At 52.5% G+C, this 13,330-nt stretch carries 13 protein-coding genes; 9 read left to right on the forward strand and 4 right to left on the reverse strand.

Annotated features, from left to right (window positions below; all coding sequences use genetic code 11):
* Positions 1–103: 103 nt before the first annotated feature.
* The 6 genes from ACXAIA_RS07835 (at position 104) to ACXAIA_RS07860 (ending at position 5,655) form a co-directional block, all read left to right on the forward strand.
* Positions 104–424, forward strand: coding sequence for a hypothetical protein (locus ACXAIA_RS07835; protein WP_475348853.1), 321 nt, complete (start codon positions 104–106; stop codon positions 422–424).
* A gap of 82 nt (positions 425–506) precedes the next feature.
* On the forward strand, positions 507–851 hold the full coding sequence (locus tag ACXAIA_RS07840) for a hypothetical protein (protein ID WP_475348854.1): 345 nt from the start codon (positions 507–509) through the stop codon (positions 849–851).
* A 16-nt stretch (positions 852–867) separates the two neighbouring features.
* Positions 868–2,457, forward strand: a complete 1,590-nt coding sequence (locus ACXAIA_RS07845) for a DUF4384 domain-containing protein (protein ID WP_475348855.1) — start codon at positions 868–870, stop codon at positions 2,455–2,457.
* Between the two features lie 3 nt (positions 2,458–2,460).
* Positions 2,461–2,991: a hypothetical protein gene (locus tag ACXAIA_RS07850; protein WP_475348856.1), complete on the forward strand. Its 531-nt coding sequence runs from the start codon at positions 2,461–2,463 to the stop codon at positions 2,989–2,991.
* Complete coding sequence (locus ACXAIA_RS07855; RefSeq protein ID WP_475348857.1) at positions 2,969–4,120, forward strand: hypothetical protein; 1,152 nt, start codon at positions 2,969–2,971, stop codon at positions 4,118–4,120. The genes ACXAIA_RS07850 and ACXAIA_RS07855 overlap by 23 nt, the downstream gene beginning before the upstream one ends.
* On the forward strand, positions 4,117–5,655 hold the full coding sequence (locus ACXAIA_RS07860) for a hypothetical protein (protein ID WP_475348858.1): 1,539 nt from the start codon (positions 4,117–4,119) through the stop codon (positions 5,653–5,655). Before ACXAIA_RS07855 ends, ACXAIA_RS07860 begins: the two co-directional genes overlap by 4 nt.
* A gap of 117 nt (positions 5,656–5,772) precedes the next feature.
* On the opposite strand, the gene ACXAIA_RS07865 is transcribed toward ACXAIA_RS07860, so the two are convergent.
* Positions 5,773–7,173 (reverse strand): sensor histidine kinase, encoded by a 1,401-nt coding sequence (locus ACXAIA_RS07865; RefSeq protein WP_475348859.1) that lies wholly within the window; start codon positions 7,171–7,173, stop codon positions 5,773–5,775.
* The gene (locus ACXAIA_RS07870) at positions 7,170–7,835 is read right to left on the reverse strand and encodes a response regulator (RefSeq protein WP_475348860.1); all 666 of its coding nucleotides are present in this window, start codon (positions 7,833–7,835) and stop codon (positions 7,170–7,172) included. Before ACXAIA_RS07870 ends, ACXAIA_RS07865 begins: the two co-directional genes overlap by 4 nt.
* Before the next feature lie 142 nt (positions 7,836–7,977).
* On the opposite strand from ACXAIA_RS07870, the gene ACXAIA_RS07875 reads away from it, so the two are divergent.
* Positions 7,978–9,102, forward strand: a complete 1,125-nt coding sequence (locus ACXAIA_RS07875; RefSeq protein WP_475348861.1) for an ABC transporter substrate-binding protein — start codon at positions 7,978–7,980, stop codon at positions 9,100–9,102.
* Positions 9,103–9,133: 31 nt separating this feature from the next.
* On the opposite strand, the gene ACXAIA_RS07880 is transcribed toward ACXAIA_RS07875, so the two are convergent.
* Both ACXAIA_RS07880 and ACXAIA_RS07885 read right to left on the reverse strand, forming a co-directional pair.
* A complete protein-coding gene (locus tag ACXAIA_RS07880; protein WP_475348862.1) occupies positions 9,134–9,979 on the reverse strand; it encodes a citryl-CoA lyase in 846 nt (281 codons plus the stop codon).
* Positions 9,976–11,193: a CaiB/BaiF CoA transferase family protein gene (locus tag ACXAIA_RS07885; protein ID WP_475348863.1), complete on the reverse strand. Its 1,218-nt coding sequence runs from the start codon at positions 11,191–11,193 to the stop codon at positions 9,976–9,978. The genes ACXAIA_RS07880 and ACXAIA_RS07885 overlap by 4 nt, the downstream gene beginning before the upstream one ends.
* A 119-nt stretch (positions 11,194–11,312) precedes the next feature.
* Here ACXAIA_RS07885 and ACXAIA_RS07890 point away from each other — a divergent pair, with 119 nt between their 5' ends.
* Positions 11,313–11,993: an IclR family transcriptional regulator gene (locus ACXAIA_RS07890; protein WP_475348864.1), complete on the forward strand. Its 681-nt coding sequence runs from the start codon at positions 11,313–11,315 to the stop codon at positions 11,991–11,993.
* Between the two features lie 315 nt (positions 11,994–12,308).
* Positions 12,309–13,307 carry a tripartite tricarboxylate transporter substrate binding protein gene (locus ACXAIA_RS07895; protein ID WP_475345976.1) on the forward strand — a complete coding sequence of 333 codons (999 nt, stop codon included), beginning with the start codon at positions 12,309–12,311 and terminating at the stop codon, positions 13,305–13,307.
* Positions 13,308–13,330: the final 23 nt, after the last annotated feature.

Below are 13,330 nucleotides of genomic sequence, written 5' to 3' on the forward strand. Positions count from 1 at the left end.
CCCGATGATTGAGTGATTTCTGGTAGCACTCAGAATTCGGATAGATTGAACAAAACTGCGCCACAGGGTTGAGCGCTGAACTGTTAAACAATTGGGGTCATACATGAAATTTAGTTTTGTATTTGCTGCGGCAACCTTCCTGGCATTTTCTGGTGGCATTGCCAACGCTCAGCAACAGTCCAACGAGGTTTCGATTGAAGGTAACACCGAAATCAACGCTAATGTTGGTGCCGCAACTGCTGTGGCGACAGGGAAAGGAAGCGTCGCTGAAAACAACATCGGTGCAATCGGCGCCGGTAGCAACGTCGCAATTGAAGGTAACACTGAAATCAATGCCAATGTTGGTGCCGCAACTGCGGTAGCCACCGGCAAGGGGAGCTGCGCGAAAAACAATGTTGGCGTAATCGGTGGAACTTCTTGCTGAGCAACGCCACAGGCACCGGACAGTAACACCGCAACATGCCAAATGAATCGTTCGTTTTGTGGCTAGAGTTGGAGAAAACCGAATGAATTACCGATCCTTGCTTCGCTTCCTTTGGTTTCCTCCAATTGCCGCAATAACCGTTATGATTGCAACCTTTACAATGCCCTCGCAATCACTTGGCCAGCAATTGAATCAGCGCCACGATGCGCCCCCGGGCGCCTCGGCCAAAAAAGCGCGAGTATTGACCGAAGCTCGATCACAGGCCGCGCAGAGAAGTGAAGACGCCTTGAACAAGTCAACGGTTAATACGGACTGCAGTCCTGTCGAAATTGGGAATCAAGACCTGTCCGGTGATAAGCCCAAGATAAGTGGCCATGATGATCAGGTAGTTGTGGTGCCTGGCGATATTATAAATATCTGTCGCTAAATAGATATTTTGTTTGATGACAAATAAAACCAATAAACATTCATATCAGGGAATTCATGTCGGAATGAAATCGCTACATAAATTTGCCGTCTCAGCTCTTTTAATCGGCACGCTAAGTGCTTGTCAAACAATGACAAACCCTGAACACGCAAAGGTAATCGCGGCTCCGACAACCCCGATAGTGAAGAACCTGACGAGTTTTTCAAACTCTCTGAGATGTATGGACGATCTGTTTCTCGAATACGGCAAGAAAAACATTGTCATAACGAGCGATGGCATCCCAGATGAAACAGGGCAAATAAGCCTTGGATCAAAAGAGATCATGATCTCGACAATTTCAAAAATGTCCGCCAAGAGTAACGCTCTGCGATTTGTCGATGTCGAGATAACAGGCGATGCTGTGTTCTGGATTCAGGAAAACTGGATTGGAACAAGTCAGATAACACCTCCTGGATATTACATTAGGGGCTCGATCACACAGGTCGACCAAGGTGTTGCCAGTGACAGCCAAGGCGCCGGGTTTGCCCTTCCTTTTGTTTCACTCGGATATTCACAAGACCAGATGCTTGCATTGGTCTCGATCGATATGAACATGGGCAATGTTCGTAATCGCCAGATTATTCCGGGATTAAACACAACCAACACGATAACTGTCGTCCGAAGTGGTCAAGGTGGCGATGCGGAAGGGATCATCGGTAAGGGAAGTGTTTATCTGGAGGTATCTCAGGACCGCAGCCAGGGAAGCCATCAGGCAGTCAGAACACTCATCGAGCTAAGCTTGATCGAGATGATGGGCAAATTTACCAAGGTGCCTTACTGGCGCTGCCTCGAGATTGAAGCGACAGATCCAAACATATTACGTCAAACCAGGGACTGGTTTGATCAACTGACAAACCAGGAACGTGTTGAACTTACCCAGCGCTCATTAATTACGACTGGTGATTATCGCGGACGCGTTACAGGGCAGCTTGACAGACAACTGCAAGACGCAATCAATCGGTACAAGGCGAGATCAGATTTGCTCGCCGATGGTCGGATCGATTTTGACCTGTATTTCAGTTTGCTTACCAACAATATCGCTCCACGCCCCGAAGGTGGTGGTGCCACCCAAATGGTATCGACGGAGCCCCCAACTTCAGAGACTAACAATCGTTCTGGCAGCGACCCGGTTGGCCTTAAAGTTGTTCCGGTAAATCCCGGAGGACGCGGCATTTCAGTTAATGACGAAATCCGTTTTGAGGTAACAGTGGATAAACCTGCCGATGTATACTGCTACTATGCCGCAGTGGGTGAACGACCGGCGCGAATTTTTCCGTCCCGCTTCCAGCCCACCAATCGGTTAACGCCGGGCAACAAGGTAATCATCCCCTCCTCGACCGCCGGCTTTGCAATCAAACCCGCCAAATCCGGCGAGGAGCAAATTGCATGCATTGCGACAACACGTCCGTATAGCAACATCGACCGTCCGAGTATTCTTCTTGAACAAGATCTGTCGCCTCTCAGTGTTGGTGAGATGTTTGGCGTAATCAACGCGCACCAGGAAGCCAACACGCTGGATTCATCCGTGCAGCAGATTCTGTTCCGCGTGACGCCTCATACGAGTTGAGAAATGAAACACTTCATTGGGGCGTCCACAGCATTTCTTTTTACAGTCTTTGTCGCGATCACCGCGAACGCTCAGACTCAAACAAATGATACGTTCCTCGGAAGTTCCAATCCGGCGGTTGAACCCAAAGGTCAGGAAAACCTTTCGGGTATCGTTGTTGACGAACTCCACACGCGCAGTGATCGACAAAGTGCAGAGCCCGGGAAGACAAACGACACGGACGATGGAAATTCAACAACTCTGATTGTTGGCCCGCCCAACAACGTTGACATCATTAGGTTGCAAAACGTTGATCAAAGAAGTGGCTTAACGATAAACGGCAACGAACTGAGCGCCGAAGAACGCGCAAGAATGATCGCTGCAGAAAACCTCAAACGAGGAAGTGTCATCGGTGGGGCTACTCAACCCAAAAACATCAACACAACCATCCATGCAGACAGCATTATTGTCATTGAAAGCCGAAATAAGGATGGAAAACCCACAGCCAGTTCTTGTGTAAGGATTGGCGTGGTTGGAGATAGCCCGCAATGTTGATTTCAAACGGTTCAAGTCTGTGAAAAACACTTTTTCCCGATATCAGAATGCGCGCGCTTTCAGCATGTCGCCCGCCGCGCAGTCTACGCGTGTGGTTCATCTCGTCCGGGCATGTCTTCTTGTTTTCGTTTGCACCATCATCCTTGCAACTCTTCAGACCGCTAAAGCACAGGATAACGGTACGACTGCCCCCGAAGGACTGTCGATTGAGCGGCGGACGTTTCTGGCGCAAATTGCCACGAATTTTCGGACAGTTGGCATTCGTGACGTTAACCGTATCAACGAACTCTTCGCACCCAATGACCTCAGTCCGTTTCCTGCCAAAATCATGGATGAGGATGCCGACTATAATACAGATCTTTGGTCACTGTTTTTCAAACAAACCCAGTCATATGTCGGCAATGGGAATAGCAGCTCACCGATCATTGGGTTTTACAATCCGTTCACAGACTATTGGTTGCTGACCAAATGGGCCGTTTTTGACGGGAAATATGCCCTTGATAGCACTGGCTTTTATGCAGGCAGTCATCTGAGAAATCCGAAACGGAGAAATGCGGGTGACATTGAACAGGCGCCCGACTGGCTAAAAGCATTATCCGCATCAAGCACCGACACGCCCATCTCTTTGAAAGACGCCCTGCAAGAGATATCGGCCATGTCGGTTGTTACCTTCCTTGCCCAGTTCCCGCTTGCTTCTTCTGAAGACGCACCTTTGCCGCAGATCGGCCTGAGCGCCGCGTTGAACCATGCCGTCCTTGCAAGGCGGACAAAGACGTTCTTTTTACAAAACGTCGAGTTGGCAACAAATCCGGATCTGCGAGAAGTATATCTGGCCACCCTGACCGCTGTTAGCAACGAAAACAAACAGCAGCTAAGTGATCTCACGAAATCATCTGATGTGGTTGAGAACTTTAATTCAATCGCGGACAGCATCCCTCCCGAGATCCGTACAAACCTGCAGCCACTGGCTGTACTGAACTCTGACAAGATCACGCTGGTTCTATCTGGAAACACCACGAATGCGCGCTGGTTGACCGTAACGATGTTCGAGCCCGACGGGGACGAGTGGTCAGGCTCATTGTCCAGTCTGAGTGTTTATGATTTGTACTACCGGGTGCACGAACAATGACCTATCGCGTCCCAACATTACAAATCTTTGCGTCTATTTTATTCGCCGTCTTAGCAGCGCTGACCTTTCACACCTCAGCAATGGCTGCACCTGAATTTGATGTTGGGCAGCTGACCAACGAAGCAACCGACTTACATCTTGAAAGCTCTGACAAAGCGTTAGAGAAGTATGGCGCATACGCAGATAAAGCATCCCGCAAAAAGAAGAAATCTTTTCGGGACAGAGTGAATTTTGCCAAAAAAGTCATGCAAGAGGGAAAAGAGATTATCTCTGCCCTGGTCAAAGGTGATGCAAAAGAAGCCCTGATAGAATGTGCTGGCGCCCTGACAAACTTCGGTGTCAGCGCCCTGACCTCAAAGTTCTCGGCATTAAAGTTTGCACGTTACTGTGCCATTGTCGGTACAGCAGTCGGGACACCGTTAATCGGAATTTTGTCCGCAGGTGTCTGTTTCGCAGTGGCGACAAAGCTGGCAGAAGCCATTCCACAAAAGGCGGAAGACCTTGTTGAACACCTTTTGCGATCAACGATATTCGCCAGACGCCGCCCAGAGGTCTACAAAGGCAGCACCCATATTTCTGTATTTGTCGATGGCGCGGTCATAGCACGTGCCGACGGCAGCGGTGCGCGCTCAACAAACAACATCGGTGTATCAAAGGGGGGGGGTAACACAATTACCGTTAACATTGACGGCACTGTCACCACATCTTCTGCCAATCGATCAAGCTCGCAAACAGATATCGGTGTCGCAAATGGCGATGGTTCAAATATCTCTGTAAATGTTGACGGCGACGTCACGACAACAGCATACGGAAATTCCAAAGCCCAAACAGACATCGGCGTTGCAAATGGTGACAATGCCCGCATCCAGGTCAATATGGACGGCGACGTAAACACGACAGCCAGTGGCAGAAGTAAAAGTAACACCGCCATCGGTGTTGCCAATGGCAACGATATTCGCATTGTCGTTAATGCAGATGGCTCTGTAACCACCATGGCCGTCGGGGCGGCAAGCGCGTCAACTGAAATTGGTACAGCCAGCGGCAACCGGTCATCTTCAAACACGGCGATCAATGGTGATATATCCACAACTGCATCGGGGTCAGGACGTGCCGAAACCTTGGTAGGTACTGCCAATGGCGGAAATGTAAATGTCAATCTTGGTGGTGATGTCACGACGACATCAAACGGTTTTGGCAATGCATCCACCACAGTCGGCACCGGAAAAGGTGGCACAACGAGTGTTCAGGGCGATGTCCTGACTACCAACAGTGCCCGCAAGTCGGCAACAACCAATATCGGACAAAACGGATCCGCAATGGTTGGGGGGGATGTTCTGAACTTCGGCGGGAAAGTCTCGGTTGGTGGGAACAAGGCTTGCAAATACACCCGTGACAACAATTGTTGTCTGGATCTGTATATGAACCGTTGCGTTACGCGCATCGTGCCATCGTACAAGGGCACCTGTCCGCCGCGTTTTATCCCGGTGCGCGGGCTGTGCTACTTCATACCTGACTGGACTCATAGCTTCCGGTAACACAGTTTTCCCGAAAAGCCGTACCACTAGTTCCAAACACACAATAATTAAATTCAGCAAGTGCTGAATAAGTAGATTCAGTAACCTATATCAATATAAGTATTATACTTTGTTCGGCTACAACTTTAACCACTTAAAACTTACGCAAAAGATGCAGCCGCTGTGATCTTCTGGCTGGATCAACCTCACCTTCGTTTCGTGACGTGCGGCGATCTCTTTGACGATGGATAGTCCCAAGCCGCATCCCTCGTCATATCCTGCATCATTCATCCGGTAGAACCGCTTGAAGACATCTTTGCGATGTTCGGCCGGAATGCCCGGGCCGTTGTCCTCGACGGTCAACAAGACCTTATCTTCGGCGTCCTCTTCAAGTCGGACAGTGACGGCGCTACCGCCCGGACAATACGCCAGTGCGTTATTCACCAGGTTTTTAAGCAGCTCTTCGATCAGGGTTGCGTCACCCATAATCCATGTCGGCTCGGTGATGCCTTCATATCCAAGATCAATGCCACGCTCTAACGCGACGGGCACTTTAGAACCTGTCACCATCCGGGTGATTTCACACAGGTCAATCCTGTCAAACGGTCGCCCGGCAAGGCCTTCCGGCGCTGCACGTGCCGATGCCAGCAGCTGATTGGCCAAATGTGATGACTGGCGCGTCGATGCTGCGATGGTGTCCATGATTTGTCGGACTTTTTCAGGGTCTTTCTCACGCTGGCCCAATTCGGCCTGGGTTCTCAGCGCTGCAAGCGGTGTTCTGAGCTGATGGGCCGCATCGGCGGTAAAGCGCTGCATGGTCTTGAGGCTGTTTTCCAGGCGTCCGAAAAGCTGGTTGATCGCCCCCACCAGATGACGGACTTCAATCGGTACATCGTGCAAAATTGGCCTCAGATCACTGGGAGACCGCCGGTTAAGTGCCTCTTCCAGCCTTGCCAGCGGTTTCAGGCCCTGCCCGATGCCGAACCAGACGATCATCGCAGCAATCACAATCAGCAAAATCTGTCGTGCCGCAGCACTGGCAAGGATATCTTCACTCAACCGGGTTCGCGTGCCCATGGTTTCTGCGACAAGCACTTGAAAACGCGTCGCTTTTCGCACACTTGCCACATATCGCGAGAGTGCACCGATCCGCACGGTTTCACCGTTATAGACCGCATCATAGAAAACCGGCTCCTCACGCAGCGGCAGGAACCGTTCGGGGACCGGCGGCAAGTCCTCATACCCGGTGATGAATTCGCCCTGCGCCGTGCTGACCTGATAGAAAACGCGGTCTTCGGCTGCACTGGTCAGCATCTCGAGCGCGACGTAGGGCACATCCACTTCGATCTTGCCACCGATCAGGACAACACGGTCTGCAATTGCTAATGCAGAACTTAAAAGTGCACGATCAAATGCCTGATTGGTGGACTTAACTGCGTTGCTTCTGACTTCAAGCAGCATCAAGGAACTGACCACCAAAAGCGGGACCAGCAAGGAGATCACAAGTCTGCGTCGAAGGGATCGGTTACGCCATTTCATGTTTTTTTCAACAGATAACCAAGCCCGCGCACGGTCTGGATTTTAACATCTGCTGCCTCAACACGTTTGCGCAAGCGGCTGATATAAAGCTCGACCGCATTGGCGCTGATATCGTCTTCAAACCCGGCAAGCTGATCGACAATCTGTTCCTTGCTGAGAACATGCCCCACCCGCATCAGCAGGATTTCAAGGATGTTAAGTTCTCTTTTTGGGATATCGACATCACTGCCATCAATCATCACCCGACGCGCCACAGTATCAAAACTGAGCTTGCCGCATTTAATCTGGGTGTTATGCGTCCCGGCATTGCGCCGCATCAGCGCCCTCACCCGTGCTTCAAGCTCCACAAGCTCGAACGGTTTTGCCAGATAATCGTCGGCACCAAGATCCAGTCCCTTGACGCGGTCTTCGATATCCCCGCGTGCAGTCAAAATAAGAACAGCACTTTCCGCTCCACGGTGCCGCAGTCGTTTGAGGATTTCCAGACCATCCAGTTTCGGCAGGTTCAGATCAAGCACCACAAGACCATATTCCTGGGTGCGCAATACGTCATCGGCTTCTTCGCCATCGGCAATCACATCAACCGCATAACCAGACTGGCGCAGGGAACCGGCAATGCCATCTGCCAGGGCCGCGTGATCTTCGACGACAAGGACTCTCATTGTTTGCGTAACTTTTCCCTGATAAACCTCGTCAGAGGCGTTTTGCGTGTCTCATTTTCCCGGCAAAGGCACGCGAGAACAAGCGATATCGTTGTTGCCGCCCCATATACCTATAACCATCCGTGACACAGAGTATTGCAGCATGAATTCGGGCCGTATCTGTATTGGTTTATGTGTCATCGCGCTTGCGATGCAAGTTTCTTCTGCCCTGGCCGAGGTTTTCACCTTTCGGGCTTTGCGTACAATACAGGCTTCCGACCCCGAACAATCCCTGCTGACCAACACGCAACCGACCGCCGTGATTTATGGTTCCGCTGATATCGGCGCCTTTGCCCCGGTGATCGAGGCATTTCAGGAAGACAACCCGTTTATCGCTGTCGATTACCATCAGCTGCAAACCCTTGAAATGTACGACATGACGCGAAGTCAGCGTAGCAATGGGGACGCGAATGCGGATCTGATCATCAGCTCTTCGATGGATCTGCAGATGAAGTTGGCCAATGACGGCTACGCCACATCGCATCAAAGTGCCGAGACCGATGCCCTGCCCCATTGGGCCCGCTGGCGCAACGAGGCCTTTGCGGTCACACAGGAACCCGCCGTCATTGCCTATAACAGGGCATTTTTCCGCGACAACGACCTTGAGCCGCCCAGAACCCGCGAGGACTTCATCGCCTTGCTGGCCCACCACGATGAATTACTGAGCGAGAAGGTCACGACCTATGATATCGAGCGCAGTGGGGTCGGTTTCCTGTTTCTGGCGCGCGATGAACGCTTTTTCCCCGGCATCTGGGATTTTGTCCGCACCCTTGGACAGGCAAAGGTGAAGCTCTATTCCAACACATCACCGATGCTTGAAAAGATCGCATCCGGCCAGGTAGTGTTGGGCTACAATCTTTTGGGATCCTACGCGGACACCTTTAATCAGCGAAATCCAAACCTTGGCGTCATCCTGCCCGACGATTTCATTGTCGTTTATTCGCGGATCGCCATCATTCCGCGCGGGGCACGCAACCCAGAGCTTGGCGGGCGTTTTCTTGATTTCATGCTCTCGATTAAGGGACAAAGCGTCCTGCAGAATGAAGGCAACTTCAACCCGGTGCGCGCGGATGTTCCGCCCAGCACATTCTCGTCGTTGGTTTTTGATCGATATGGCGAACGCGTGCGTTCCTTCCCGGTCGGTCCGGGGTTGCTGGTCTATCTTGATCAGGCCAAACGACAGCGCTTCTTGCGCCACTGGCAGGATGCGCTGCTGAACCGCAGATAACGCATCCTGCCCGTCTTGATCGAGTTAAAGGTTAGGACTTGGCGCTGTCAGGCACCGGGCGGCGATCCGGGCCGATATAGTTCCAGATCATTCGACGCGGGATTGGCCCTTTGTTCCGCCCACCCTGCTCGGTCTGTTCCCAGGCATGGGCAAGAATACCCACCGAACGCGACAGGCAGAAAAGCCCACGCGCCAGTTCGGCGGCAAAACCCAGTTCGGCATAAATCACAGCCGTCGCCCCATCAATATTCATCGGGATGCGCTTGCCCTTGCGCGCCAGTAGTTCCGCCTCAACTGCGCTTGCAATTTCACCAAAGCGCCCGGAAACGTGGCCTTCTTTGGCCGCATCGCTGACCAGTGCAAGCAACCGTGGCGCGCGCGGATCAACCGGATGGAACCGATGACCAAAGCCCGGAATATGTTTGCCATGTTCGGCAATCTGATGATCAAGCCCGTCTGAAACCGCCGCTGCCAGATCCTGACCGGCATCCATGCGCTTGGCAATATCGTGATAAAGGGCGACGGCCTGTTCACCGGCCCCACCATGTACATCACCAAGCACATTCACGGCACTGGCCATGGCATTGTTAAGACCCACACCGCAGGTCGCCGCCATACGGGCAATCGCAATACTGGGGGCTTGTGGGCCGTGATCAACGGCGGAAACAAGCGCTGCTTCAAGCAACTTGGCCTGCGGGGCCGATGGCAGTTCACCGCGCGTCATCAACCAGATCATGGTCGGAAAACTGATATTGCCGATCAGCTCTTCGATCGCGTATCCGCCGTAATGAATTTTGCCCGGCTCCATATCGATGATGCCGGTCTGCCACCAGTCGCGTACTTCGTTTTCAACGTCTTCAACGGTTTTTGAACTCACAGCACGCCCTCCTTGGCAAGGTTATCGATCTCGTCATTGGAAAAGCCCAGAGACGCCAGAATGTCATTATTGTCCTGACCCAGTTCGGGCGGCGGTGCATTCACCGACGGTGCATCGCCATCCATCTTGATCCCGGTTCGAAGAATTCGGATATCGCGATCAGCTCCCGGGACATTGTCAAATGATGCCATCATGCCCCGATCAGCAATCTGTGGCAGAGAAAGCGCCTGTGGCACGGTCAGAACCGCCCCGGCAGGAACCCCGACTGCATTCAGTTTTTCAACCCAGTAATCCGTTGGCTGCGTAACCAGCATTTCTTCCAGCAGCTCGGTCAGGCCGGATCTGTTTTCAAGCCGTTCCTTGCGGCTTACGAACCGTGCATCTTCCAAAAGCGGTTCAAGCCCAAGAACGCCACAAAGCGCTTCGAACTGTTCCTGCTTGTTGGCTGCGATATTGATCTGACCATCGGCCGTGGCGAACGCACCAGATGGCGACGAAGTGAAATTGTCATTGCCATTGGCCGTCGGTTCCTTGCCGGCAATCAGATAATTCGACACCACCCAGCCCATCGTGGCAATCACGGATTCCAGCATGGAGATATCAATGAAACTGCCCTTGGCGTCCGTGTTGCCCATCGCACGGCCCGCTAGTGCGGAGCTGATGGCAAAGGCCGCCGTCATGCCACCGATGGTATCCGCCATTGGATAGCCCACGCGATAGGTACCGGTATCTTCCTCGCCCGTGATGGTCATGATGCCCGAAAGACCCTGAACGATCTGATCATAGGCCGGGAGTTTCTTCATCGGACCGCTTTGACCAAAACCGGAAATCGCACAATAGACAAGCCCCGGATTGACCTTCGAAAGCACATCATAACCAAGCTCGAGCCGGTCCATCACACCGGGTCGGAAGTTCTCGACCAGCACATCTGCCTTCGCCACGAGTTTTTTAAGGATTTCCTTGCCGCGCGGATCTTTGAGGTTCAGCGTGATTGACCGTTTGCCGGCATTTTGCGCCATAAATGAAACGCCCATCAGCTTTTCATTGAGCTCCATATCCGCGCCCAATTGCCGCGCAAGGTCACCACGTCCTGGCGCTTCGACCTTGATGACGTCAGCCCCCATATGGGCCAGCTGATGACAGCAAAATGGTCCGGCCAAGACGTTGGTCAAGTCCAGAACCGTGATTCCGGAAAGAGAGTTTGGTCCGCTCATGGATATTTCCTAAATTCTGTCTAGTAGAATTATGTTCTATTATATAGAATTTCTGACTTCGGCAAAATGGTGTTCGCGCCGTTGCAATGTGCGCACATAAAACCAAAACGGATTTATCCATGTCAGAACAAAATGTTACGGCCGTCGAACGGGCCTTGGGAATTCTCGATGCCTTTACCGACCAGGACCCTGACTTGTCGCTGAAGGACCTGTCAGAACGCACCGGGATGTATAAAAGCACCATCTCCAGGCTGGCGGGAACGTTAGAGTCCTGTGGTTTCTTGATGGTCTCCGGGCGCGGCCGATATCGGCTTGGCCCTGCCCTTTGGCGTTTGGGGTCGATTTACCGGCGATCGTACCGCATGGATGACATTGTTCGCCCGCATCTCTCCATGCTGGTGTCAGAAAGCGGTGAAACCGCGTCTTTTTATGTGCCCGAAGGTCCGAACCGCCTGTGCCTGTTTCGTGAAAATTCACCCAGCAGCCTGCGCCATCACCTTGAAGAAGGTGCGATCCTGCCATGCGAATTCGGGGCTGCAGGCCACGTGATCCGGGCCTGGAGAGATGGTGTCGATGACAAGTCCCTGCAAGTTCTTGATGATGGATTCGCGCTGAGCGAAGGCGAACGTGACCCGGATATTTCAGCGATTGCCGTTCCGGTCCTTGATCGTCAGAACCATCTTCTGGGCGCACTGGCCCTGTCTGGTCCGATCAGTCGATTTACACCCAAAAAGAGACTCAAATGCTTGCAATCTCTACTTTCGCGTGCAGATGATTGCGGCAAACGCATGTCTTCCTGATCACAAGCGAACGCTTATTTTTGCCCTCAACGCATAAATCATGTGAACTTTTTTCACCCGATTTTTGCCGATGACAGGTTGGTGACAGGTTTGGCTGGTACCGTCCCGTCACTGCCGATCCGTGAGTCATAAATTGGCCCGGAACAAACAAGAATAATATTCGGCAAGGGAGGACAGTGAAAATTCCGGGGTCAGGCGGTCAGTTCCCTCTGAAAGCGGTATTCAGATTCCCCTTGCAGGATCTTTGTTCCTTACGGTCGGCTCGCCACCATTCGGGTGGCTGGGAAATTGCTTTAGTGTCTGGAGGAGACCCTGATGAACAAACTGTCGATGTTCTCGCGTCGCGGATTTATTGCAGCAGCCACGGCTGTTGCTGTTTCGACTGCTGCCTTTGGTGCAATGGATGCCAAAGCTGCAGAAATGGACGAAATTCACTTCGTCATTCCTGGCGGCGCAGGCGGCGGCTGGGATGGCACGGCACGTGGTACCGGTGAAGCCCTGACCAAATCGGGTCTGGTTGGCACCGCGTCCTACGAAAACATGTCTGGCGGCGGCGGCGGTAAAGCCATCGCCTACATGATCGAAGCTGCTGATCGTCTTGACAACACCCTGATGGTCAACTCCACCCCGATCATCGTGCGTTCGCTGACCGGTGTCTTCCCGCAGTCCTTCCGTGACCTGACCCCGATCGCAGCTGTTGTTGCCGAATATGCAGCATTCGCTGTTCCGGCTGACAGCCCGTATGAATCCTTCACCGATGTTGTCGAAGCGGTCAAAGCAGACCCGTCTTCGGTCAAGTTCGGTGGCGGTTCGGTTCGTGGTGGTATGGACCACATCGTTGCAGCCTACGCTGTTCAGAAAGGCGGCGGCGATGCCAAACAGGTTAAATACATTCCCTATGACGCAGGCGGCAAAGCAATCGCTGGCCTTCTGTCGGGTGAAACCAACGTTCTGTCGACCGGTCTGGGTGAACTGCTTGAACTTGCAAAAGCAGGTCAGGTTCGCATTCTGGCTGTAACCTCGAAAGAACGTGTTGAAGCTGCTCCGGACGTTCCGTCGCTTGGCGAGCTCGGCATTGATGCCGAATTCATCAACTGGCGCGGTTACTTCGGTTCGCCGGCCCTGTCGGCTGAAAAAGCTGATGCTTATGCTGCGATCCTCAAGGACGTTCAGGCAACCCCGGAATGGGAAACCGTTCGTACCCGCAATGGCTGGGAAAAAATCTACAAGCCGCGCGCCGAGTTTTCTGCCTTCATGGAAGAGCAGGAAAAAGTTGTCGGCGATCTGATGCGCGAACTTGGCTTCCTGAAATAAGCCACTGATACACAACTAAAAAG

The sequence above is a fragment of the Thalassospira sp. ABL2_045 genome (genome assembly GCF_056161285.1).

Excerpts from the sequence above, each read along its gene's own strand:
- ACXAIA_RS07865 (WP_475348859.1), bottom strand. The coding sequence starts at position 7,173 with ATGAAATGGCGTAACCGATCCCTTCGACGCAGACTTGTGATCTCCTTG.
- ACXAIA_RS07890 (WP_475348864.1), top strand. The coding sequence starts at position 11,313 with ATGTCAGAACAAAATGTTACGGCCGTCGAACGGGCCTTGGGAATTCTC.
- ACXAIA_RS07860 (WP_475348858.1), top strand. The coding sequence starts at position 4,117 with ATGACCTATCGCGTCCCAACATTACAAATCTTTGCGTCTATTTTATTC.
- ACXAIA_RS07885 (WP_475348863.1), bottom strand. The coding sequence starts at position 11,193 with ATGAGCGGACCAAACTCTCTTTCCGGAATCACGGTTCTGGACTTGACC.
- ACXAIA_RS07850 (WP_475348856.1), top strand. The coding sequence starts at position 2,461 with ATGAAACACTTCATTGGGGCGTCCACAGCATTTCTTTTTACAGTCTTT.
- ACXAIA_RS07895 (WP_475345976.1), top strand. The coding sequence starts at position 12,309 with ATGAACAAACTGTCGATGTTCTCGCGTCGCGGATTTATTGCAGCAGCC.
- ACXAIA_RS07840 (WP_475348854.1), top strand. The coding sequence starts at position 507 with ATGAATTACCGATCCTTGCTTCGCTTCCTTTGGTTTCCTCCAATTGCC.
- ACXAIA_RS07835 (WP_475348853.1), top strand. The coding sequence starts at position 104 with ATGAAATTTAGTTTTGTATTTGCTGCGGCAACCTTCCTGGCATTTTCT.
- ACXAIA_RS07875 (WP_475348861.1), top strand. The coding sequence starts at position 7,978 with ATGAATTCGGGCCGTATCTGTATTGGTTTATGTGTCATCGCGCTTGCG.
- ACXAIA_RS07870 (WP_475348860.1), bottom strand. The coding sequence starts at position 7,835 with ATGAGAGTCCTTGTCGTCGAAGATCACGCGGCCCTGGCAGATGGCATT.
- ACXAIA_RS07845 (WP_475348855.1), top strand. The coding sequence starts at position 868 with ATGACAAATAAAACCAATAAACATTCATATCAGGGAATTCATGTCGGA.